At 71.0% G+C, this 22,194-nt stretch carries 19 protein-coding genes; 9 read left to right on the top strand and 10 right to left on the bottom strand.

Annotation, left to right across the window (positions count from 1 at the left end):
• Positions 1-300 precede the first annotated feature (300 nt).
• A complete protein-coding gene (locus tag AB0M95_RS09710) occupies positions 301-633 on the top strand; it encodes a hypothetical protein (protein ID WP_363761616.1) in 333 nt (110 codons plus the stop codon).
• Between the two features lie 50 nt (positions 634-683).
• Here AB0M95_RS09710 and AB0M95_RS09705 read toward each other — a convergent pair whose 3' ends face one another.
• Both AB0M95_RS09705 and AB0M95_RS09700 read right to left on the bottom strand, forming a co-directional pair.
• On the bottom strand, positions 684-1,700 hold the full coding sequence (locus tag AB0M95_RS09705; protein ID WP_363761615.1) for an ABC transporter substrate-binding protein: 1,017 nt from the start codon (positions 1,698-1,700) through the stop codon (positions 684-686).
• 150 nt (positions 1,701-1,850) lie between these two features.
• Positions 1,851-2,306 (bottom strand): hypothetical protein, encoded by a 456-nt coding sequence (locus AB0M95_RS09700; protein ID WP_363761614.1) that lies wholly within the window; start codon positions 2,304-2,306, stop codon positions 1,851-1,853.
• 491 nt (positions 2,307-2,797) lie between these two features.
• Between AB0M95_RS09700 and secY the strand changes: the two genes are divergently transcribed.
• Positions 2,798-4,156: a preprotein translocase subunit SecY gene (gene secY / locus AB0M95_RS09695; RefSeq protein WP_363761613.1), complete on the top strand. Its 1,359-nt coding sequence runs from the start codon at positions 2,798-2,800 to the stop codon at positions 4,154-4,156.
• On the opposite strand, the gene AB0M95_RS09690 is transcribed toward secY, so the two are convergent.
• The gene (locus tag AB0M95_RS09690; protein ID WP_363761612.1) at positions 4,086-4,751 is read right to left on the bottom strand and encodes a response regulator transcription factor; all 666 of its coding nucleotides are present in this window, start codon (positions 4,749-4,751) and stop codon (positions 4,086-4,088) included. The genes secY and AB0M95_RS09690 overlap by 71 nt on opposite strands.
• 88 nt (positions 4,752-4,839) lie before the next feature.
• Positions 4,840-5,871, bottom strand: a complete 1,032-nt coding sequence (locus AB0M95_RS09685) for a histidine kinase (protein ID WP_363761611.1) — start codon at positions 5,869-5,871, stop codon at positions 4,840-4,842.
• Positions 5,872-6,138: 267 nt separating this feature from the next.
• Here AB0M95_RS09685 and AB0M95_RS09680 point away from each other — a divergent pair, with 267 nt between their 5' ends.
• The 5 genes from AB0M95_RS09680 to AB0M95_RS09660 are packed head-to-tail and all read left to right on the top strand — an operon-like array spanning position 6,139 to position 13,514.
• Positions 6,139-8,562, top strand: a complete 2,424-nt coding sequence (locus AB0M95_RS09680) for an FAD-dependent oxidoreductase (RefSeq protein ID WP_363761610.1) — start codon at positions 6,139-6,141, stop codon at positions 8,560-8,562.
• A 44-nt stretch (positions 8,563-8,606) separates the two neighbouring features.
• Positions 8,607-9,803 carry a sarcosine oxidase subunit beta family protein gene (locus tag AB0M95_RS09675; RefSeq protein ID WP_363761901.1) on the top strand — a complete coding sequence of 399 codons (1,197 nt, stop codon included), beginning with the start codon at positions 8,607-8,609 and terminating at the stop codon, positions 9,801-9,803.
• A gap of 58 nt (positions 9,804-9,861) precedes the next feature.
• Positions 9,862-10,116 carry a sarcosine oxidase subunit delta gene (locus tag AB0M95_RS09670; RefSeq protein ID WP_363761609.1) on the top strand — a complete coding sequence of 85 codons (255 nt, stop codon included), beginning with the start codon at positions 9,862-9,864 and terminating at the stop codon, positions 10,114-10,116.
• Positions 10,113-12,908, top strand: a complete 2,796-nt coding sequence (locus AB0M95_RS09665) for a 2Fe-2S iron-sulfur cluster-binding protein (protein ID WP_363761608.1) — start codon at positions 10,113-10,115, stop codon at positions 12,906-12,908. The genes AB0M95_RS09670 and AB0M95_RS09665 overlap by 4 nt, the downstream gene beginning before the upstream one ends.
• A 15-nt stretch (positions 12,909-12,923) precedes the next feature.
• Positions 12,924-13,514, top strand: a complete 591-nt coding sequence (locus AB0M95_RS09660; protein WP_363761607.1) for a sarcosine oxidase subunit gamma family protein — start codon at positions 12,924-12,926, stop codon at positions 13,512-13,514.
• A 124-nt stretch (positions 13,515-13,638) separates the two neighbouring features.
• Here AB0M95_RS09660 and AB0M95_RS09655 read toward each other — a convergent pair whose 3' ends face one another.
• Positions 13,639-14,019 (bottom strand): MmcQ/YjbR family DNA-binding protein, encoded by a 381-nt coding sequence (locus AB0M95_RS09655; RefSeq protein WP_363761606.1) that lies wholly within the window; start codon positions 14,017-14,019, stop codon positions 13,639-13,641.
• Positions 14,020-14,023: 4 nt separating this feature from the next.
• Positions 14,024-14,668, bottom strand: a complete 645-nt coding sequence (locus tag AB0M95_RS09650) for a hypothetical protein (RefSeq protein WP_363761605.1) — start codon at positions 14,666-14,668, stop codon at positions 14,024-14,026.
• A 158-nt stretch (positions 14,669-14,826) separates the two neighbouring features.
• On the opposite strand from AB0M95_RS09650, the gene AB0M95_RS09645 reads away from it, so the two are divergent.
• Together AB0M95_RS09645 and AB0M95_RS09640 are read left to right on the top strand one after the other, a co-directional pair.
• Positions 14,827-16,026 (top strand): RNA-guided endonuclease TnpB family protein, encoded by a 1,200-nt coding sequence (locus AB0M95_RS09645; RefSeq protein ID WP_363761604.1) that lies wholly within the window; start codon positions 14,827-14,829, stop codon positions 16,024-16,026.
• 126 nt (positions 16,027-16,152) lie between these two features.
• The gene (locus tag AB0M95_RS09640) at positions 16,153-17,256 is read left to right on the top strand and encodes a hypothetical protein (RefSeq protein ID WP_363761603.1); all 1,104 of its coding nucleotides are present in this window, start codon (positions 16,153-16,155) and stop codon (positions 17,254-17,256) included.
• Between the two features lie 168 nt (positions 17,257-17,424).
• Here the strand turns inward: AB0M95_RS09640 and AB0M95_RS09635 are convergent, their stop codons facing one another.
• The 4 genes from AB0M95_RS09635 to AB0M95_RS09620 form a co-directional block, all read right to left on the bottom strand.
• Complete coding sequence (locus AB0M95_RS09635; RefSeq protein WP_363761602.1) at positions 17,425-17,781, bottom strand: hypothetical protein; 357 nt, start codon at positions 17,779-17,781, stop codon at positions 17,425-17,427.
• Between the two features lie 295 nt (positions 17,782-18,076).
• The gene (locus tag AB0M95_RS09630) at positions 18,077-19,057 is read right to left on the bottom strand and encodes an ABC transporter substrate-binding protein (protein WP_363761601.1); all 981 of its coding nucleotides are present in this window, start codon (positions 19,055-19,057) and stop codon (positions 18,077-18,079) included.
• A 20-nt stretch (positions 19,058-19,077) separates the two neighbouring features.
• The gene (locus tag AB0M95_RS09625) at positions 19,078-21,060 is read right to left on the bottom strand and encodes an ABC transporter permease subunit (protein WP_363761600.1); all 1,983 of its coding nucleotides are present in this window, start codon (positions 21,058-21,060) and stop codon (positions 19,078-19,080) included.
• 37 nt (positions 21,061-21,097) lie between these two features.
• A complete protein-coding gene (locus AB0M95_RS09620; protein ID WP_363761599.1) occupies positions 21,098-22,159 on the bottom strand; it encodes a glycine betaine/L-proline ABC transporter ATP-binding protein in 1,062 nt (353 codons plus the stop codon).
• Between the last annotated feature and the right edge of the window lie 35 nt (positions 22,160-22,194).

The raw sequence follows: 22,194 nt of genomic DNA, 5'->3' as shown, positions 1-22,194 counted from the left end.
GACGTGTGAGTGCAGGCCTGTGGTGTACTACCTGGTCGCGGCCGGTGGACAGGGCTACATCGAACGGACGGGTCCCGGCCCAGCGGCCGTTCAACAAAGAGGTCCCGGCGCGGGTGCGGTTCAAGGGACAGGCCCCGATCTGACGACGGCTGAACGGACAGGTTCCGGCCCGATGACGGTTCAGACTGCCCGGATGCCGCACGTGCAGGTGGCGGATCTGTGGGAGTTGATCTGGCTGGGACGTGCCCGGTGATGGCGCGGCGTCGTGACACCACATGGCACGAGGAGTTTCTCCGCTTGGTGAACGACGGCCTGACCTTCAAGGCGGCGCTCGGCAAGCTCGGCGTGAGCCCTGCCACCCTCAACAAGCACTTCCAGGCCGACCATGCCTTCCACGCCAGGGCCAGACGCGGGCGCGCCCGCCGCCTGCACGGTCCGGCCCCCGACACCTCCTGGCACCCTCGGCTGCCGCCGCTCCTGGCCGCCGGGCTGTCCGTCGCGCAGGCGGCCAAGCAGATCGGGAAAAGCCCCATAACGGTAAGAAATCACCTGAAGTGGTTTCCTGATCTGCACACCGCCGCGAACAGCGCCGCCGGGCAAGGCCCCGGGGCCGACTTGGCGTCTCAGGGCTAACCCCGCGCAACCGATTCCCCGCGACCGTGCAGCGGACATCTGGGTCGTCGTCATCGGACCGGCGACGGCCCGTCCGCGTCCCACCGGACGAGTACGGTTCGGTGGGCGGTCTGGGTTCCGGTGAGCGGGTCGATCCGGAAATCGCCGAACATGGTGGTCGTCTGCAACCGCGTGGCCGCCGACCACAGGGCGTCGCGTGAGGTGCTGCCGGTCGCGCGTGCGCAGTGGACGGCGATGGCGGCCGTGGCCGCCGCCTGGACGGCCGGGTAGTCCGGCGGCACACCGGCCCGTTCGGTGTATGCGGCAACGAAGTCGGCTTCGGCGGGGCCCAGCTCGGGCTTCCCTCCGCTGCCCGGGGACCACTGGCCCACGCCGTAGATCCCCCGAGGGTCGCCGACCACCTGACCGAACTCGCGTACTCCGGCTGCCACCGCGCACAACCTCGAAGGGGGATTCGCCAGCGCGAGCGCGTTCCTGACCGTCTCCACGTCCTCCTCGAAAGAGCCCGCGCACATCAGGGCCCATCGCCGCGTGCCCGCCGGGGGCGACAGCCGTCCAGTCGCGACACGGACGGCGGGAATGCTGAGGGAACGGGCCGTCACCTCGGCCCCGGCGGCCACCTGCCGGCCGAAGGCCCCTTTCCCGTGCGCGATCCATAGGGGCACGCCGCCCGCCTCGGAGGCCAGGTGGTGGAGAAACGGCTCGGCGTACCGGCTGGCCGGGGTCGGCACGGAGACGACGTGGCCGGGATGGGCGGCCTCGACATCATCGCCTGCCCCACCGTGGTTCCAGATCAGCCGATCCAGACGGGCGGCCACATCCCCCGCCCGCCGCATGAGCTGCGTCGAGTACGGCCCGAGCAGAATGTCACACTGCTCCGCAAGCCGAAGCAGCCCGCTTTCCAGCACGTCTGGACGACTCTCATCGTCCTCGACCACCAACTCCACCGCACCGGCCCAGGCCCGCCAGACCTCCAACCCCGCCCGCGCCTGCCCGCCAAACCGGCCATATCTGCCCGACAACGACAAGCACACCCCTACGCGCAGATGCCTCCCTCTACCCGTCATGCACCTTCACCACCTGCCAGAACTTGGCGCTGTACCGGGGCGCCGACCCGGGCGAGTGGCGCGCGGCCAGGATTACGGTGCAGGTCCTGGATGGATGGACCCACCCGCGCGAGCGCGCGCGCCAGATCCTCGCCCGGGCGCGGCTGCCGGCTACGCGGTGACCAGGGCGTCGCTGCGCGGCTGGGGCACAGCGGCACCGGCCTTCTGCTCGTCGGCCTGCGCGGTCCGCTCCTCAACGGTCAGCAGGCCCAACTCGGCGCGCTCGTCGCGTGGCAGGTAGTCCAGGGCGAGGCGGCGGCCGATGTAGTCGGTGATCGAGGCCGCGATGCGGATGTCGGGGTCGTTGGTCAGGCCGCGCGGCTCGTACGCCACGCCCACCAGGTCGTTGACGATCTTCACGAGAGGAACACCGTGATCGAGCGCCACATTGATCATGGTGTAGAGGGCATCGGTGAGTCCGCGCAGCGTGGACCCGTGCTTGCCCAAGTGCACCGCCACGTGCCCCAACGAGCCGTCCGCATGGGCAGAGGTGATCAGGTGGCCTTGGGCGCCACCGATGCTGAAACGCCGGGTGTGGCCGTTCGGCCGGGCTGCGCGAGAGGTCATATCGGCTCCATGTAGACGGAGATCGGATCGGCACGCCGCATCATGCCGCACCCGCGGCGCGCAGGCACGGATTCCCGCAGACGCGCCCGAAGAAGCGTGAGGAACTCGTGACCCGGCAACCGGCTCGGCAGGGGCCTGTGGCCGTGAGCGTGCTCGGTCCGCCGGCGACCGGCAAGTCCAGCCTGACCGCCGCCCTGGCGTCCCGCCATATGGCCTGATCTTCCGGCTGCGCGAGTATGCCCGCCACCGGGCAGCGCACGACGCGGGCCTGGCCCAGACCATGCGAACCAGCACCGACCCACTGGGGCGGGTGCCCGATCCCGTGGCCCTGAGCCTCATCGATCACGCTCTACACGGCCCTGCCGCGCTCTTGCTGCTGCTGGAGTGCTTTCAGACGGCGCCGTCCCGGTCTCGGAGGTACGCGGATCTGCGTATGGTGAGGCCGCTGGTGAGCGGATGTCCCAACGGGGCCGCGCGGCGAGACTCGGCGCATGCTGACCGTTCTCGTTCGTGCCTTCCGCGTGCCCGAACTGCGGAAGAAGATGCTCTTCACGCTGGCGGTGATGGTGCTGTTCCGGTTGGGGCAGGTACTGCCCGCGCCCGGGGTGAACGTGGTCGCGGTGCGGGAGTGCCTGAGCGGTACTCGTGGCGGCTTCCAGGACCTGCTGCAACTGTTCAGCGGCGGGGCGATGCTGAAGCTGTCGGTGTTCGCCCTCGGGATCATGCCGTACATCACCGCGAGCATCGTGGTCCAACTGCTCACCGCGATGATCCCGCGCCTGGAGGCGCTCAGGAAGGAGGGGCAGCAGGGGCAGGCGAAGATCACGCAGTACACGAGGTATCTGACGGTGGCGCTGGCCGTGCTGAACGCCACCACGGTCGTGTCGCTGGCCCGCGCGGGCCGGATCTTCCCCGACTGCGCCCGCCCGCTGCTGCACGATCAGAGCCCGCTCGCGGTCGTGGTGATCGTGGCGACGATGGTGGCGGGGACGTCCGTGGTCATGTGGCTGGGCGAACTGGTCACCGAACGCGGGATCGGGAACGGCATGTCCATCCTGATCTTCACGCAGGTGATCGCCGTGTTCCCCTCCTACGTGTCGAACATCTTCGCCGTCAGCCCGCTCGCGGTCGCGGCGATGCTCGTCGCGGGCGTGTTCCTGGTGGCCGCGGTGGTGTTCATGGAGCAGGCGCAGCGGCGGATCCCGGTGCAGTACGCCAAGAGGGTGGTCGGGCGCAGGATGTACGGCGGGACCTCGACGTACCTTCCCCTGAAGGTGAATCAGGCGGGGATCGTCCCCGTCATCTTCACCTCGTCCCTGCTCTACCTCCCGCAGCTCGCGACGCAGTTGCTGGACGGCAGAGGGCCGGTCGCGGAATGGCTGGCGCGCTACCTCGTCTCGGGCGACCACCCGGTGTACATAACGGCATATCTGCTGCTCATCGCGGCTTTCACCTACTTCTACGTGTCGATCACCTTCAACCCCGAGGAGGTGGCCGAGAACATGAAGCAGTACAGCGGGTTCGTGCCCGGCATCCGTCCCGGGCGGCCCACCGCGGAGTACCTGCGGTTCGTGCTGTCACGGCTCACCGCGCCGGGAGCGATCTACCTCGGCACGCTGTCGCTGATCCCGATCATCGCGTTCGTGATCCTGCGGGATCCGTCGACGCAGCAGAACTTCCCGTTCGGCGGGACGACCCTCATCATCATGGTCGGGGTGGGGCTGGACACGGTGAAACAGATCGAGGCGCAGGTGGAGCAGCGCACCTACAAGGGCTTCCTCAGGGGATCGTCAGCCCGGATCGCACCGCGAAGACGACCAGCTGTGCGCGGTCGCGGGCGTGCAGCTTGACCATGGCCCGGCTGACGTGGGTGCGGACCGTGTCGGGGCTGATGACGAGCTCCTTGGCGATCTCGTCGTTCGACCGCCCGGTGGCGACCCAGGCGGCCATCTCACGCTCCCTGGGGGTGAGGGTGTCGAGCCCCTCCACGGGGGCGACGTCGTGCCGGCCGAACCGGCCGATGACCTTCCGCGTGATGGCGGGGGAAAGCAGCGCCTCCCCCGAGGCGACCACCCTGATGGCGTGGGCGAGTTCCTCGGGGGCGCTGTCCTTGAGGACGAACCCGCTGGCTCCGGCCCGCAGGGCGGCGAAGACGTACTCGTCGAGCTCGAAGGTGGTCACGACGATGACCCGGGTGGGGTTGAGCGCGGGGTCGGCGGCGATGGCCCGTAGCGTTTCGATGCCGTCCATGCCCGACATGCGGATGTCCAGCAGGAGGACGTCGGGGCGGGTGCCGGCCAGCAGCCGGAGGGCCTCGGCGCCGTCGGCCGCCTCGCCGGCGAACTCCAGGTCGGGCTCGCGGTCGATCAGCGCCTTGAGCCCCATGCGGACGACGGCCTGATCGTCGGCGAGCGCCACGCGAATCGGGCCGGGCGAGCCGGTCACGCCGCGGCCCAGGTCGTGGGACCGCCCGCGCGGGGCGGGGCATCGTGTTCGCTCATCCGGCTCTCGGTCACGCGGTTTCGAGGGGAGGTCACACGGTCTCCAGAGGGAAGCGCGCCACGACGCGGAAGCCGCCGCCCTCGCGAGGCCCGGCTCCGAACGTGCCGCCGACTTCTCGCACCTGGGCCCGCATTCCGGCCAGCCCCCGGCCCTCCACCGGCCCGGAAAGCCCGGCTCCCTCTGCCGGCCCAGGGAGTTCGCGTCCCTCTGCCGGAGTGGACGGCCCGCGTCCCTCTCCGTAGGCGGAGAGCGCGCGTCCCCGGTCGGTGACCTCCAGGACGAACTCCCGCGCGTCGCCGGTGATGTTCACGACGGCTTCGGTCGGGCCCGCGTGGCGCAGGACGTTGGTCAGCGACTCGCGCACGACGCGGTGGACCGTGCCCGCGAGATGTGCGGGCACGGACGGTTCCGCCGGTACGAGGACGACGGGCAGCCCCGCCGCGCGCACCCTGCCGACGAGCCCGGCCAGGCCCTCGTCCGGGGTCGCGGGGTCGATGCCGTCGAGCGCGGAGCGGAGGTGACCGAGCGCCTGCATGCTGGTCGAGCGGATCGCCTCCAGGGACGCGCGGACCTGCTCCGGATCCTCGTCCAGCATGAGCAGGGCGACCCCCGCCTGCATGGCGATGACGGCGAGGCCGTGCCCGGCGGCGTCGTGCACCTCGGCCGCGATGCGCGCGCGTTCAGAGGCGATCGGATCCCGCGCACCGATCGACGCCTGCGCGGTGTCAGCGGGCGACCAAAGTGAGGCAGCCTCGGCGCCGCTCCTCGGGGGGCTCGCCCGAAGGCCTGTGCTCAGGCCCTGATCGGACGCACCGCGATCGACGCCCGTGCTCACGGCTTGATCGGACGCGCCCCGGGCGACGCCCGTACTCAGGGCCTGGTCGGACGTGCTGCGGGCCTGGGCGATGCCGCTGAGCGGCCACGGGATGGCGAGCCACCCGGCCCACGCCAGCATGAGGACGACGGGAACGTCACGCAACCGTCCCAGGCGGCACAACGCCGCCGCGGCCGCCACGAACGAACTGCGCGGGCGGCCGTCCGGAGGCGTGTGCTCGGTCACCATCCCCCATAAGAAACAGGCGCGTCTGCCCCTGATCCTAGCGAGTGCGGGACGGTCCCGCTGGGAGCCGATTCCGCCCGAGCCCGCCCTCCGGCGAAGCCGAGACCGCGCTTCGATGAAAGCAGGGATCGCCCTCCCGTGAAGCCCAGACCATCCTCCCGCGAAGACGGTCACCTGCCGCCCACGCCGCTCTTGACACCCCCAGCGCCGCCGGTCACGCTTGTTGCGGTAAGCGCACCGCGACTCATGATGCGCAACGGAGGTGGGCGTATGGCAGGCCCCCGGGTCGTCGTCATCGGAGCGGGTGTGGTCGGCGCGGCGCTCGCCGAGGAGTTGTCGGCCCGAGGCTGGGACGACGTCACCGTGGTGGACCAGGGGGCTCTCCCGAAGCCCGGCGGGTCGTCCAGTCACGCTCCCGGGCTGGTGTTCCAGACGAACCCGTCCAAGACGATGGCCGAGCTGGCCCGCTACACCGTCGAGAAGCTGACGCGCCTCGACTGCTTCCTTCAGGTCGGCGGACTGGAGGTCGCGACCACCCCCGAACGGCTGACCGAGTTGCACCGCCGGCACGGCTGGGCCACCGCCTGTGGCCTGGACGCGCGGCTGCTCACCACCGACGAGACGGTCGCCCTTCACTCCATGCTCGACCCGGACCGCGTCCTCGGCGGCTTCCACGTCCCCACGGACGGCATCGCCAAGGCCGTGCGCGCGGTCGAGGTCCAGCTCGCGATCGCCCGCGAGCGCGGGGTGCGCGTCCTGGACCGCCACGAGGTGCTGGACATCCGCACGAGCGGAGGCCGCGTCACCGCCGTCGTCACCGACAAGGGAGACATTCCCGCCGACATCGTGGTCTGCTGCGCGGGCATCTGGGGACCGAAGGTCGCCGCCATGGCCGGGACGCCTCTGCCGCTGACCCCGCTCGCGCATCAGCTCGCCTGGACCGGCCCCGTCCCCGCGCTGCGCGGCCAGACGGCGGAGGCGGTCCGGCCGATCCTGCGCCACCAGGACGCCGACCTGTACTACCGGGAGCGGTACGACCGGCTGGCCGTCGGCTACTACGGCCACCGGCCGATGCCCGTCCGGCCCGAGGACATCCTGCCCGTGGGCGACGCCGAGGTGATGCCGTCCGTCACGCCGTTCACCCCCGCCGACTTCGCCGACGCGTGGAAGGAGACCCGGGCCCTGCTCCCCGCGACCCGGGACGCCGAGATCGCGGAGGGTATCAACGGCCTGTTCTCGTTCACCACCGACAACATGCCGCTGCTCGGGCCGTCCCCGGAGGTCGAGGGCTTCTGGGTGGCCGAGGCGGTGTGGGTCACGCACTCGGCGGGCGTGGCGCGGGCGATGGCCGAGTGGCTGGTCGACGGGCACTGCGCGTCCTTCGACCTGCACGAATGCGACGTGAACCGCTTCGAGCCGCACCAGCTCGCCCCCGAGTACGTGCTGACGCGGGACTGCCAGAACTTCGTCGAGGTCTACGACATCATCCACCCGCTCCAGCCGCCGGAGAACCTGCGCCCGCTGCGCGTCAGTCCCTTCCACGTCCGGCAGCGCGAGCTGGACGCCCGTTTCCTGGAGGCGTCCGGCTGGGAGCGCCCGCAGTGGTACGGCGCGAACGCCGGGCTCGCCGAGGGTCTGGACGTTCCCGCGCCGGGTGACTGGGCCGCGCGGTACTGGTCGCCGATCGTCGGCGCCGAGGCGCTGGCCTCCCGCGAGGGCGTCGCGCTGTACGACATGACGGCGCTGAAGCGGCTGGAGGTGTCCGGGCCCGGCGCCGAGGCGTTCCTCGGCCGTATGTCGACCGGCGACGTCGCCAGGCCGGTCGGCTCGGTGACGTACTGCCTGCTCCTGGACGCCGACGGCGGCATCCGCAGCGACATCACCGTCGCCCGCCTCGGCCGCGAACTGTTCCAGGTGGGGGCCAACGGCAACCTGGACCTCGACTGGCTGGCCCGCCACCGTCCCCGCGACGGGTCGGTGACGATCAGGGACATCACCCCCGGCACGTGCTGCGTCGGCGTCTGGGGTCCGCGCGCCCGGGACGTCCTCGCGCCGCTCACCCGCGACGACTTCTCGGCCGAGGGGTTCCGTTACTTCCGCGCCAAGCGGGCGTACATCGGCGCGGTGCCGGTCACGGCGCTGCGGCTGTCGTACATCGGCGAGCTGGGCTGGGAGCTGTACACCACGGCCGACATGGGTCTGAAGCTGTGGGACACGCTCTGGGAGGCCGGGCGGCCGTACGGGATCATCGCGGGCGGGCGTGGCGCGTTCACCAGCCTGCGCCTGGAGAAGGGGTACCGCGCGTTCGGCACCGACATGACCTACGAGCACGATCCGTTCGAGGCCGGGCTCGGGTTCGCCGTGAAGATGGACAAGGGCGACTTCCTCGGCAAGAGCGCCCTGGAGGAGCGGCGGGCGTCCGTCGGCCGCCGCCTCACCTGCCTGACGATCGACGACCCCACCGGCGTGGTGATGGGCAAGGAGCCGGTCTTCGACGGCGACGCGTGCGCTGGGTACGTCACCAGCGCCGCGTACGGCTACACCATCGGCAAGGCCATCGCCTACGCCTGGCTGCCCGCGCGGCTGGCCGTCCCCGGACAGACGGTACATATCGGCTACTTCGACCGGCGCGTGCCCGCCGTCGTGGCCGAGGAACCGCTCTTCGACCCCGCCATGAAGCGGCTCCGCGCATGACCGGGCCCCATGCGAACGGCCCTCGTACGAACGGCCCGCGTGCGATGAGCGACCGGCTCTGGAACAGCCCCGAGCCCGACGCCGCCTACGACGTCGTCATCGTCGGAGGCGGCGGCCACGGCATCGCCACCGCCTACTACCTGGCGAAGAACCACGGCGTCACCAACGTGGCCGTCCTCGAGAAGGGCTGGCTCGCCGGCGGCAACATGGCCCGCAACACCACGATCATCAGGTCCAACTACCTGTGGGACGAGAGCGCGGGCATCTACGAGCACGCGCTGAAACTGTGGGAGGGGCTGGAGGACGAACTCGGCTACGACCTGCTGTTCAGCCAGCGAGGCGTCCTCAACCTCGCCCACAGCCTCCAGGACGTGCGCGACGGCGTCCGCCGCGTCAACGCCAACCGGCTGAACGGCGTGGACGCCGAATGGCTCGACCCGGAGCAGGTCAAAGAGGTCTGCCCGATCATCTCGATCGACCCCGGCACCCGCTACCCGGTGCTCGGCGCCACCTACCAGCCGCGCGGCGGGATCGCCAAGCACGACTACGTCGCCTGGGGGTACGCCAGGGCCGCGTCCGCGCTCGGCGTCCACTTCGTCGAGCACTGCGAGGTCACCGGCCTGGAGGTCTCCGGCGGCCGGGTGCGGGCGGTCGAGACCACGCGAGGGCGCATCGCCGCCGGCCGCGTCGCGCTGTCCGCCGCCGGGCACTCGTCCGTGGTGGCGGGCACGGCCGGCGTACGGCTGCCCGTCCAGAGCCACACGCTCCAGGCGCTGGTCTCCGAGCTGCTCGAACCCGTCCACCCCACCGTCGTCATGTCCAACGCGGTGCACGTCTACGTCAGCCAGGCCCACAAGGGCGAGCTGGTCATGGGCGCGGGCATCGACGCGGCCAACTCCTACCGGCGGCGCGGCGCCTTCCACATCATCGAACGGCAGATGGCCGCCGCGCTCGAACTCTTCCCCTGCTTCGCGCGGGCGCACGTCCTGCGCACCTGGGGCGGGGTGGTCGACGTGTCCCCCGACGCCTCGCCGATCGTCGGGCTCACCCCGGTGGACGGCCTGTACGTCAACTGCGGGTGGGGGACGGGCGGGTTCAAGGCGACGCCGGGCGTCGGCTGGTGCTACGCGCACACGATCGCCACCGGGGAGCCGCACCCGCTGAACGCGCCGTTCACCCTCGACCGCTTCACGACCGGGGCGCTCGTGGACGAACACGGCGCGGCGGCCGTCGCCCACTGACCTGTTCGAGGCGGAGCCATAGGCACAGCACCGCCGAGATCGCCTCGCTGGAGGAGCCATGCTGCTGATCCCCTGTCCGTGGTGCGGGGCGCGCGACGAGGCCGAGTTCCACTACGGCGGCCAGGCGCACGTCGCGTACCCCGCCGACCCGGCCGCGCTCACCGACGAGGAATGGGCGCGCTACCTGTTCTTCCGCGACAACCCCATGGGCCCGTTCGCCGAACGCTGGAACCACACCGCCGGCTGCCGCCGCTGGTTCACCGTCACCAGGGACACCATGACCAACGCCATCACCCGGGAGACCACGCGATGAGCCGGGACGAGCGCGAGGTGCTGTCGTTCACCTTCGACGGACGCCCGTACGAGGGACGCCAGGGCGACACGCTCGCCGCCGCGCTGCTGGCCAACGGCGTGCGGCGCGTGGGGACCAGCGTCACGCTCGGCCGCCCGCGCGGCATCTTCGGCGCCTGGACCGAGGACCCGACCGCCGTCGTGCAGATCGAGCACCCGTTCCCCGAGCCCATGGTGCAGGCGACCACGACCCCGCTGTACGACGGGCTGGCCGCCTCCGGCCTCGCGGGCCGTGGCAGGCTGTCCCTCGCCGCCGACCCCGCGCGGTACGACGCCACGCACGCGCACTGCGACGTCCTCGTGGTCGGGGCGGGCCCGGCCGGGCTGACCGCGGCCCTGAACGCCGCGCGCGCCGGGAACCGGGTCATCCTCGCCGACGACCGACCCGAGATCGGCGGCAGCCTGCCGGACACCGGCCAGACGGTCGAGGGCCGCCCCGGCGGCGAATGGGCGCGCGCGGCGGCCGACGCCTTCCTGTGGCTCCCGGACACGCGGCTGCTCACCCGGACCAGCGTGATCGGCTACTACGACCACAACTACCTCGTGGCCGTCGAACGCCGGGGCGAGCATGCCGTCACCCGCGAACGGGTCTGGCGCATCCGCGCGGGCCGCGTCATCCTGGCCACCGGAGCCCACGAACGCCCGATCGCCTTCGCCGGCAACGACCTCCCCGGCGTGATGCTGGCGTCCGCCGCGCGGGCCTACGTCAACCGGTACGGGGTGCCGCCCGGCCGCCGCGCGGTGGTGTTCACCACGGGCGACGCCGCGTACGACGCCGCCCGCGACCTCGCCGCGGCGGGCGTGGAGATCGCCGAGATCGCCGACGCGCGGGAGGACCTGCTGGTCACGGGCGTGCGGGGCGACGGCGAGGTGCGCGCGGTGCTGGTCGGGCGGCCCGGAGGCCCGGCACGCGAGATCGAGGCCGACCTGCTGCTCGTCTCCGGCGGCTGGAACCCGGTCCTCCACCTGTTCGGCCAGGCCGGGGGCGACCTGCGATACGACGAGCGGATCGCCGCGTTCGTCCCGGGACGCCCGCCCGAGGGCGGCCAGTCCGTCCAGGTGGCCGGCGCGGCGCGCGGAGAGTTCACGACGGCCGGTTGCGTCGCCGACGGCATGGCCGCCGCCTCCGCTACTTCCTCGGATGGAGGGCCGACGTACTCGTCGGGCGAAGCGTGGGCGTATCCGCTCTGGCTGGTGCCCCACGACGACTACACGACCCACTTCGTCGACCTCCAGCGGGACGTCACCGTGGCCGACCTCCAGCGCGCCACCTCGGCCGGGCTGCGGTCCGTCGAACACGTCAAGCGCTACACCACCGCCGGCACGGCCCACGACCAGGGCAAGACGTCCGGCACGCTCACCGGCGCGGTCGTCGCCGGACTGCTCGGCGTGGACGTGGGAGCCCTCGGCACCACGACCTTCCGCGCGCCCTACGTCCCGGTGTCCTTCGCCACGCTCGCCGGGCGCGACCGGGGCGCGCTGCACGACCCTGTACGCGTCACCGCGATGCACGACCGGCACGTCGAGCGGGGCGCCGTGTTCGAGAACGTCGGGCAGTGGAAGCGGCCTCGGTACTACCCGGCCCCCGGCGAGCACCCAGTTGAGGACATGGAGGCCGCCGTCCTGCGCGAGTGCCGCGCCGTACGTGAGGCCGCCGGCGCGCTGGACGCCTCCACACTCGGCAAGATCGACGTCCGGGGGCCGGACGCCGCCGAACTGCTGGACCGCCTCTACACCAACATGATGAGCACCCTGAAGGTCGGTTCCATCCGGTACGGCGTGATGTGCCGGGCAGACGGCATGGTCTTCGACGACGGCACCGTCATCCGCCTGGCCCCCGACCACTTCCTCGTCACCACCACGACGGGCAACGCAGCGGCCGTCCTCGACTGGATGGAGGAGTGGCTGCAGACGGAATGGCCTGACCTGCGGGCCCGCTGCACGTCCGTCACCGAACAATGGGCCACGGTCGCCCTGGCCGGGCCGGGCTCGCGCGCCGTGCTCGCCGCGCTCGCGCCCTCGCTCGCCGTGGACGCCGAGAGCTTCCCCTTCATGACCTGGAGGGACACCGAGGTCGCGGGCATCGGGGCCAGGGTCTGCCGGATCAGCTTCTCCGGCGAGCTGGCCTACGAGATCAACGTGAGCTGGTGGTACGGGCAGGCGCTGTGGGACGCCATCCTCGCGACGGGCGCGGTCACGCCGTACGGGACCGAGGCCATGCACGTGCTGCGCGCCGAGAAGGGGTACCCGATCATCGGCCAGGACACCGACGGGACCGTCACCCCCGCCGACCTCGGCATGGACTGGATCGTCTCGAAGAAGAAGCCCGACTTCGTCGGCAAGCGCTCACACGCCCGCGCCGACACCGCCCGGCCGGACCGCAGGCACCTCGTGGGCCTCCTGCCCGAGAACCCGGACGTCCTCCTCCCCGAAGGCGGCCAGGTCATATCCACCGACCACCTCCCGCCGCCCGTCCCGACGCTCGACCACCTCCCACCGCCGCCCGTCCCCATGCTCGACCACCTCCCGCCGCCGCCCGTCCCCATGCTCGGCCACGTGACATCGAGCTACCGCAGCGCCGCCCTCGGCCGCACCTTCGCGCTCGCCCTGGTCAGCGGCGGCAGGGACCGCCTGGGCGAGCGCCTGTACGTCTTCTCCGGCTACACCCTCATCCCGGTGACCGTCACCCACCACGTCCTCTACGACCCCGAAGCAACCCACCGCGACGGCCACCCCCCGCCTACCCGCTCATGACCGAAGGGACCCCCTGTGACGGCTGACCTGTATTTGAAGCGGATCAGTCCCCTCGCGGGCTTCGCGAGCGTGTCCGACGCGCAGCTCGATGTCCGCGAGATCCCGTTCCTGCGCCAGACGAACGTACGCGCCGACCCCGCCCGGCTCCCGGCCGCGTGGGCGGACCGGCTGCCGATCGAACCGGGGACGTGGCGGCACTCCGGGGAGGCCGACATCCTGTGGCTCGGCCCCGACGAGTGGCTCGCCATCGGCGACCTCGGCCCTGCGCCAAGAGACCCCCTCGCCCCCCTGCGCCCGCACAACATCGCCGCTGACGACGCCCCGAGCCGGCACACCACCGCTGACAACGTCCTGCTGACGGACGTCTCCGCTCAGCGGACGACCGTGCGCGTGGCCGGCCCCGGTGCCCGGGACCTGCTGGCCCACGGCTGCGCCCTTGACCTGCACCCGAGCGTCTTCGGCCCCGGCCAGTGCGCCCAGACCATGCTGGCCCGCGCCCAGGTCGTCCTGATGGTGCGCGAGGAGGACGAGTTCTGGATCCTGGTCCGAGCGTCCTTCGCCCGCTACCTGGCCACCTGGATCATCGACGCCGCGACCGACTACTGAACGATCGCGACCGTCGCCTTGCCCGACCCGAGCCCTCCCGTCAGCAGGAGAGCCTCGATCCCCTCGCCCACCGACCCGCCTACGCCGGGCTGACGTGGGCGGCGACCACCTGCCGCGGCCGGGCTCATCGCCCGCCCTCCGGCGCGTCCAGTTCGGCGACCAGGCGCTTGGGGGCGACGATCCGGTAGCTTTCCTCCACCCAGTCGCACAGCACGTCGAAGTCCGGCATGTCATCGGTGAACGGGACGGTCACCCACCCGGACCTGCCGAGGCCGTGGCTGGTCGGGGCCGCGCCGGGAACGCTGAGCGCGTGCCCGTTCGACTCGCCCAGCTTCACGGACAGCTTGGGACCCCACTTCTCGGTCGGCTCCTCCAGACCGAGGAAGACGAAGATCTTCTTGTTGACCTTGACCACGCTCTCGCCCCAGGGGAACTCCTCGTGCGCCGCGGGGAAACCGAGGGCGAATTCGCGCAGACGCTCCCGCGTCTCCTGCCACTGGTTCATGACGCTATTTTCGTCCGTCCGTGGCGGCGCGCTCCTGGCCTTCGGCGAAGAAGCCGTGAAGGTCATGAAGGTCGCTCAAGGGACGAGCAGCGCCGAAAGGCGCGTTCCAGAACTCGCCCGTCCGCACCTCCCACGGGCCGACGTAGGCGTACGGCACGCCGAGGTAGCCGTCGCCGAGCGAGACCCCATAGTTGATCTCGTCCACGGTGATGCCCAGGTCGAAGTGCTCGGGCCACAGCACCGGCGTGGCCTCGGGCGCGAGCCGGCGCAGCGCCTCATCCCCCGATACCAGGCACCGCGTGAGATACCCGGCGGCCGTGGAATCCACGCCCAGCACGTCGTCCGCCAACGCCCCCGACCCGTCGTGGTACAGGTTCTCCGGCGCGCCCGGCTCCACCCCGGCCGCCGCGCCGACCTCCCGGGGCGTCCGCCCGTCGAGCGGCACCCGAACGCCGCCGCCCGCCACCAGCGCGTCTCCCTCGACCCGCAGCTCCGGCGCGGCGACCGTCCGGAAACCCCCCGGCACGACCCTCAGCCGGATCGTCCCGCTCGTCCGGTACTGCGGCCCCGCCATGACCAGCTCCGCGACCGCGTGCAGCGACCGCCGTGTGACGGCGAGCACCTCCGCCTCCGGCTCCTCAGCGTTCATACGCCACGCTCTCCCAGATCCGTATGCTGTGCCCTTCTGCCTCATTCACCGAAACTCCCCTGAAGGCTGGAGACCTCGGGCTTTAGCCCTTGGGAGGAAAGCCGGACGGTACGGTCACGGTGTGTATAGGAACCGTGCCGTTCTGTTAAGGTTGATCTATGCGGACGGCGTACAAGTGCCGGGTTTACCCGACACCCGGACAAGCTGCGGTGCTGAACCGCACGTTCGGCTGCGTACGCTTCGTCTGGAACCGTACCCTGGCCTGGCGGCGCGCCCGCTACCACGGCGAGCGGGTCACGACGAACTTCGTCCAGGCGAACGCCCACCTGACGGCGATGAAAGCCGGCGACCAGACGGCGTGGCTGAACGAGGTGTCGTCGGTTCCGTTGCAGCAGGCGATCCGCCACCAGCAGGTCGCGTTCACGAACTTCTTCGCCGGACGCGCCAGATACCCGCGTTACAAGTCCCGGACCGGGCGGCAGAGCGCGGAGTACACCCGGTCGGGTTTCCGCTACCGTGACGGGCGGCTGTCGCTGGCGAAGATGGACGCGCCGCTGGAGTTCGTGTGGTCCTGGCCGGATGTGGACCCGGCGGCGATCGACCCGACCACGGTGACCGTGTCCCGTGACCCGTGCGGGCGCTGGTACGTGTCCTTCGCCGTGGACGTGGACGACCCCGAGCAGGCCCCGGCGACCGGTGCCGTGGCCGGCGTGGACCTCGGAGTCAAGCACTTCGCGGTCACCTCCGGCGGCGAGAAGATCGCCAATCCGCGTGTATTGGCGAAGCGGGAACGTAACCTGGCCCGCTACCAGCGGCGCATGGCCCGCAAACAGCGCGGGTCGAACAACCGGGCCAAGGCCAAGGCGAAGGTGGCGCGCGCCCACCGGAAGGTGAAAGCGGCTCGCGCCGACTTCCTGCACAAGGCCTCCGCCCGGCTGGTCCGCGACCACGACGTGATCGTGATCGAAGACCTCGCGGTCAAGAACATGGTCCGTAACCGGAGCCTGGCCAAGGCGATCTCCGACTCCGGATGGGGCACCTTCCGCCGCATGCTGGAGTACAAGGCGGCCAAGCACGGCCGTCACCTGGTCGTGATCGACCGCTGGTACCCCAGCTCGAAGACCTGTAGCGCGTGCGGGCATCTGCTCGCCGTACTGTCCCTCGATACCCGGCGCTGGACGTGCCCGGGCTGCCGCACCTTGCACGACAGGGACGTCAACGCGGCGAAGAACATCCTGGCGGCAGGTCTTGCCGTGTCCGCCTGTGGAGGTGACGTCAGACACTCCGGGTCCGCCCGGGTGCGGTCGCCTGGGAAGCAGGAACCCCGACCTGTGAAGGTTGGACTCCCCCGCCTTTAGGCGTGGGAAGGAAGTCAATCATACAACCTGACGCCCGGCGAGGGACGACGCGCCCCGCGCGATCAAGGCGCACCGCCGCCGGGACGCGATGATGGGAAATATGACCAGAACCCTCCCCAGGCCGCGATGAAGGTCCGGCACGCACGGGCGGTGGCGGCCCGATGGGTAAGGGAGCACGCGTCCACGGCTCCGGATTTCGCCGGCGCGTTCCTGAGCGGCTCGTCCGTCTGGCTGCCCGAGGACGCCGAGTTGCCCGCCGCCTCCGACATTGACGTCATGGTGGTCACCACCGCCCCGCGGCCCCCGGCGAAGCTCGGGAAGTTCTGCTGGGACGGGGTCCTGCTGGAGGTCACGTACCTGACCTGGAACGAGATCCCCTCCGCCGAGGCGGTCCTGGCGGACTACCACCTGGCGGGGTGCTTCCGCACGGACACCGTCCTCGCCGACCCCACCGGCCGCCTCACCGACCTGCACGAACGCTGCGCCGCGCGGTACGCCGAGCGCCCGTGGGTGCTCCGGCGCTGCGCCGCCGCCCGCGCGAGGATCGTCGACGGGCTCGGCGCGCTGAGGACGGCCAGGGGGCCCGGCACCATGCGCGCGAGGACCGCCGACGGGCCTGGCGCCCTCCGTGTCGGCGACCCGCCCCACGACCAGGTGACCGCCTGGCTGTTCCCCACCGGCGTCACCACGCACGTCCTGCTCACGGCGGGCCTGCGCAACCCCACGATCCGCCTGCGCTACCTCGCCGCGCGGACGCTGCTGGAGGAGTACGGTCACGCGGACGTCCACGAGGAGCTTCTCGCCCTGCTCGGATGCGCGGACATGACCCGCCGCCGCGGCGGGGAGCACCTGCGCGCTATGACCGCCGCGTTCGACGCCGCCGCCCGCGTCGCCGCGACCCCGTTCCCCTTCTCCTCCGACATCACCCCGGCGGCCCGCCCGATCGCCGTGGACGGCGGCCAGACGCTGATCGACCGAGGAGACCACCGCGAGGGCGTCTTCTGGACCGCCGCCACCTACGCCCGCTGCCTGAAGATCCTCGCCCACGACACCCCGGAAACCTACGCGACGTTCACCCCCGGCTTCGCCGCCCTCCGCACGGACCTCGACATCCCAACCCCGACCGCCCTCACCCGCCGTGCGACCGACGTCCTCACCTTCCTCCCACGCCTCTGGAAGGTCGCGGAAGCGATCCTCGACGCGAACCCCGACGTTAGAGGTGTGCTGTAACAGGGAGGCGATCATGCCGCGCCCTACGCCGGTCTGCGTGCCGTCCGACCAGGGTGAATCATCACCGCTGAACTGGCCCGCCCGGACGACCGAGAATCGTCCGGGCGGGCCAGTGGGCTCGATCAGGCGATCGGGTCGCCGATCACCGGCATTATGCGCGTTCCCGGCTCAGCAGTAGTCGGCGTCGACCTCCTGGCGGAAAGACTCTTCTGATTGCGGAGTCGCCTTTCCGATCCAGTTGACCACCTGGGTGCTGTCGGCGAGATTCTCGGGCACTTTGTCCCGCAGGAATGCGGAGCCGGTGGGACGCTCGCTCGAAAGTCGAACTCCGACGTCAAGGTGAGGCGGAACGGGGGACGTCAAGGAGTTCTCTTGTTTCGAGAAACCCCGCGCGTCCCCCAGCACGATCATTCCCTTCTGCTCGTCTGGCCGGTTGGGCTCTGACACCTTCCATACGAGTCGTTCGGTTTCCCAGTCCGCCACCTCGAACGAGGAGATGGTCTCACCGTCGCACAACGGAACCACGAATCTGAGTTGACCGTCGCCCGTGCGGCCGACTCCGACAGGCCGGGGAAGATCGTCCCCTAGCGGAGGGCGGCATGCCGCCAGCAGTAACGCACAGGACGAAATGAGAATCACCCTCTTCGATGACGGCCGCCGCCGGATGTACCCGTGTCCAGTCATGTGCACCTATCAGCAGTCTTAGGTAGCCAAGTACATGGTTACCACGCTCAGCCTGTCGCCGTATCCGCAGAAAGCGTGGAGGTCAGGCCAATTTACGGGTACAGCGCGGGCCATCCACCGGAATGGCAGGGTGTGGTCAGTTCGTCGGGAGCCAGGGTTTTACTTTGTCGGGGTTGGCGGTGACCCACTTTTCGGCGGCGGCCTCGGGGGTCATCTTGTCCTCGGCGATGTACTTGGCGACGAGGTTCTGGTCGTCGTTGGTCCAGGTGAAGTTCTTGACGAGCTGGTACGCGGGACCGGCGGCGTCGGCGAACTTCTTACTGACGATCTTGTCGAGCTCGTACGGCGGGTAGTCGCACGCGACCTTGGCGGCGTCGGCGTCGCAGCCCTCGGTGTACGTGGGCAGGTTCACCTTCACCAGCTTGACCTCGGACAGGAACCACTGGGGCTCGTAGAAGTATCCGATCATCGGCTTCTTCTGCGCCTCGGCCTGCCGGAATCCGGTGATCAGCGCCGCCTCGCTCCCGGCGTAGACCACCTTGTAGTCCAGGCCCAGGTTCTTCACCAGCGCGGCGTCGTTGGTCACGAAGGACGGGTCGCCGTCGAGCAGCTGCCCCTTGCCGCCGGACTCCGAGGTCTTGAACAGGTCGGCGTACTTGTTGAGGTTCTTGTAGTCGGTGATGTCGGGGTACTTCCCGGCCATCCACGGCGGCACGTACCAGCCGATGATGCCCTGGTTGCCCGTCGCGCCGGCCTCGACGGCGACCTTCTGGTCCTCGATGTACTTCTTCTTCAGGTCGTCGTGGCCCCAGTTCTCCACGACCGCGTCGACCTCGCCGGTGGCGAAGCCCTGCCAGGCGACCTCCTCCTTGAGGTCCTTCTTGGTCACCGCGCAGCCGAGCCGCTTCTCGGCGACGTAGGCGATCACGGCCGCGTTGGCCTCGTACCCGACCCAGGGGTTGATCGCGAGGTTGAGCGTGCCGCACGCCTGCCCGGCCGGGGGCGTGCCCGAGCCGGACGCGGCCGGGGCCGCCGTGGTCTCGCCCACCTTGGCCCCGGCGCACGCGGATACGAGAAGACAGGCCGCTCCGGCGAGCGCGACTCTGGAGATTTTCATCAGGTCCTCCTGAGGGGGTGTCAGTGCCGCCCGTGGGCGGCGGCGTCGGCGCGCCGGGCCGCGGCCTTGGTGAGCGCGGCGAGCATGGTGCCGAGCACGACGATCGCGAGGCCCGCGGCCAGGCCCTTGCCGCGGAGCTGGAGCTGGGAGAAGCCGGACACCACGTCGTACCCGAGCGCGCCCGCGCCCACGAGGCCGCCGACCACGACCATGGCCAGCACGTAGATCAGGCCCTGGTTGGCGGCGAGGGTGACCGCCCGGCGCGCCATCGGGAGCTGCACCTTGGAGACGACCTGCCATGGGCTCGACCCGGCGGCCGTGGCGGCCTCCACGGCGCTCACCGGCACGCCTCGGATGCCGTCGGCGACGAGTTTGATCGCCACGGGGGCCGCGTACACCACGGCCGCGATGATCGCGGTGAAGCGCGTCGCGCCGAACAGGCCGAGGATCGGTACGAGGTAGACGAAGGCGGGCATGGTCTGCCCGGCGTCGAGGATCGGACGGATCACCCGGTCTGCGCGGCCGTCCCGTCCCATCCACACGCCGGTCACGACGCCGAGCGCCATGACGAGCACGGTGGCGACGAGCGTCGCGGCGAGCGTCACCATGCCGTCCTGCCAGAGGCCGAGCGCGACGAGCAGGGCCAGGCAGGCGGCGCAGACGACGGCGACGCGCACGGTGGTGAGCACGAGGGCGGCCGCGGTGACGACGAGCAGCACGAGCCACCACGGCGAGCCGGTCAGCACGGCCTCGAACGGGTTCAGCAGGCCGTAGGTGACGGCGTTCTTCAGGGCGTTGGTGTAGGTGTACAGGTTGGCCTGCGCCCACTGGCCGGCCGCGTCGGCGGCCCCGCGCACGTGGGCGCCGAGGTCGGCCTCGCCCGGGAAGACTGCCGCCCACACGTACACGTGGGAGAGGTACACGAGCACGGCGGTGACGGCGAGGACGGCGGTCACCTGGACGCGGCGCCAGAGCGGGCGTCGGACGCGCCCGGCGCGTCGGGCGGTCTCGACGCGGCGACCGGCGGCGGAGGTCACCCGGTCGAGCACGATCGCCATGATCACGATGGCGAGGCCGGCGTTGAAGGACGTGCCGACGTCGAGCGTCTCCAGCGCCTTGAGGACGGTCTTGCCGAGGCCGGGCGCGTCGATGAGCGCGGCGATCGTCGCCATGGACAGGGCGGCCATGATGGTCTGGTTGACGCCGACGATGACGGTCCGCTTGGCGAGCGGCAGCCGCACTTTGGTCAGCAGTTGCCATGGTGTCGAGCCGAGCGAGGCGCCCGCCTCCACGGTCTCGGGGGGCACCTCCCTGATGGCGTGGGACGTGATGCGGATCGCGGGCGGGACCGCGTAGATCATCGTCGCGACGGTGGCGCTGGCCGGGCCGATCAGGAAGAAGAGCGTGAGCGGCGCGAGGTACACGAACGTCGGCATGGTCTGCATGAAGTCGAGCACGGGGCTCACCAGCCGATCGAACCGGTCGCTCAGCCCGGCCCACACGCCGAGGGGGATGCCGATGACCAGGGACAGGACGACGGCGGCGAACGTCAGGGCCAGCGTGTCCATGCTCTCGCGCCACAGGCCGAGCAGCCCGAACGAGGCGAACCCGGCGGCGGTGAGCAGCGCGACGCGCAGGTTTCCGTACAGCAGGGCGACGGCCGTGGCGATGCCGGTCACGCCGAGCCAGCCGACCGCCGGGACGGGGCGGCCGAACGAGGGTGTGCTGATCAGCGCCTGGACGAAGGTGACGAACTGGTCGATGAACAGGCGGATGTAGTTCACGAAGTAGAGGAAGAACGGGTTCTCGTTCCTGCTGTCGTCGATGACGTCGGCCGCCTCGCCGATGCGCTCGTGCAGGGGCGTCAGCTCGGCGCCGCCGAGCGGCAGGGTGGCCTGGCCCCGGAAGACCAGCCACAGGACGAGCCAGGCGGCGAGGATGCCCGCGAGGAGGTACGGGCGCGTCCACATCGGACGGCGGGCGGGCGCGGTCGCCGTCACCATGACGCCCGCCTCGCGGCGAGAGGTCCGGGGCGCGGCCTCACTCCGCGATCACCTCCAGGACCTCGGCGGCACCGACGACGCCGAGCAGCTCGCCGCCCGCGACGACCCGTACGGGACGGTCTGCGCGCAGGACGGTGGGCACGGCCTCCTTGATGACGACGTCCGGCCCGAGCTCGGGCCCGTCCAGCGCGTCGCCGGGCTCGGGTGGCCGCATGATCCAGCGCAGGGTCAGGACGTGCGAGCGCGAGACGTCCCGGACGAACTCCCGCACGTAGTCGTCGGCGGGCGCGCCCACCACCTCGTCCGGGGTGCCGGTCTGGACGAGCGCGCCGTCGCGCATGACCAGGATGCGGTCGCCGAGCCGCAGCGCCTCGCCGAGGTCGTGCGTGATGAAGATCATCGTCTTGCCGACCTCGCGGTGCAGCCGGATGACCTCGTTCTGCATGTCCCGCCTGATCAGCGGGTCGAGCGCAGAGAACGGCTCGTCGAAGAACAGCACCTCGGGGTCTCCGGCGAGGGCGCGGGCCAGGCCCACCCGCTGCTGCATGCCGCCGGAGAGCTGGTCGGGGTAGGAGTCCGCGTACCCGGTCAGGCCGACGAGGTCGAGCATCTCGGTCGCGCGGGCGTATCGCGGGGCCTTCTTCACGCCCTGGATCTCCAGGCCGTAGGCGATGTTGTCCAGCACCCTGCGGTGCGGCAGAAGGCCGAAGTGCTGGAAGACCATCGCGAACCGGTGACGGCGCAGCTCGCGCAACTGCTTGCCGGCCGCCTGGCGGACGTCCACGCCGTCCAGGAGGATCTCGCCCGCGGTGGGCTCCACCAGGCGGGTCAGGCAGCGGACCAGCGTGGACTTGCCCGAACCCGACAGGCCCATGACGACGAACACCTCGCCGCGCCGCACCGAGAACGACGCCTCGCGGACGGCGGCGACGCAGCCGGTGCGCTCCTTGAGCTCGGCGCGCGGCAACTCGGCGAGCGGGGAGCCGGGGACGTCGGCCGCCCGCGGGCCGAAGACCTTCCACAGGCCGCGCACGTCGAGGATCGCCGGTCGTTCGCTCGCGTGCGCCGGAGAGGTTTCTGCCGGGGACGTCGCGGTCATCGTCACCTCGCGGGGGGTCGAGGGAGTGAAGGCCG

Source organism: Sphaerisporangium sp. NPDC051017 (assembly GCF_040683095.1).
Lineage (GTDB): Bacteria > Actinomycetota > Actinomycetes > Streptosporangiales > Streptosporangiaceae > Sphaerisporangium.
The sequence above is the reverse complement of the archived record's forward strand: the minus strand, read 5'-3'. Positions and strand labels throughout refer to the sequence as shown.

Bases quoted from the DNA above. Each gene is read 5' to 3' on its own strand.
- AB0M95_RS09630 (WP_363761601.1), bottom strand. From the start codon at position 19,057: ATGAAAATCTCCAGAGTCGCGCTCGCCGGAGCGGCCTGTCTTCTCGTA.
- secY (WP_363761613.1), top strand. From the start codon at position 2,798: ATGCTGACCGTTCTCGTTCGTGCCTTCCGCGTGCCCGAACTGCGGAAG.
- AB0M95_RS09665 (WP_363761608.1), top strand. From the start codon at position 10,113: ATGAGCCGGGACGAGCGCGAGGTGCTGTCGTTCACCTTCGACGGACGC.
- AB0M95_RS09625 (WP_363761600.1), bottom strand. From the start codon at position 21,060: ATGGTGACGGCGACCGCGCCCGCCCGCCGTCCGATGTGGACGCGCCCG.
- AB0M95_RS09700 (WP_363761614.1), bottom strand. From the start codon at position 2,306: ATGACCTCTCGCGCAGCCCGGCCGAACGGCCACACCCGGCGTTTCAGC.
- AB0M95_RS09705 (WP_363761615.1), bottom strand. From the start codon at position 1,700: ATGACGGGTAGAGGGAGGCATCTGCGCGTAGGGGTGTGCTTGTCGTTG.
- AB0M95_RS09650 (WP_363761605.1), bottom strand. From the start codon at position 14,668: ATGAACGCTGAGGAGCCGGAGGCGGAGGTGCTCGCCGTCACACGGCGG.
- AB0M95_RS09675 (WP_363761901.1), top strand. From the start codon at position 8,607: ATGAGCGACCGGCTCTGGAACAGCCCCGAGCCCGACGCCGCCTACGAC.
- AB0M95_RS09640 (WP_363761603.1), top strand. From the start codon at position 16,153: ATGAAGGTCCGGCACGCACGGGCGGTGGCGGCCCGATGGGTAAGGGAG.
- AB0M95_RS09670 (WP_363761609.1), top strand. From the start codon at position 9,862: ATGCTGCTGATCCCCTGTCCGTGGTGCGGGGCGCGCGACGAGGCCGAG.
- AB0M95_RS09655 (WP_363761606.1), bottom strand. From the start codon at position 14,019: ATGAACCAGTGGCAGGAGACGCGGGAGCGTCTGCGCGAATTCGCCCTC.
- AB0M95_RS09685 (WP_363761611.1), bottom strand. From the start codon at position 5,871: ATGGTGACCGAGCACACGCCTCCGGACGGCCGCCCGCGCAGTTCGTTC.
- AB0M95_RS09680 (WP_363761610.1), top strand. From the start codon at position 6,139: ATGGCAGGCCCCCGGGTCGTCGTCATCGGAGCGGGTGTGGTCGGCGCG.
- AB0M95_RS09620 (WP_363761599.1), bottom strand. From the start codon at position 22,159: ATGACCGCGACGTCCCCGGCAGAAACCTCTCCGGCGCACGCGAGCGAA.
- AB0M95_RS09645 (WP_363761604.1), top strand. From the start codon at position 14,827: ATGCGGACGGCGTACAAGTGCCGGGTTTACCCGACACCCGGACAAGCT.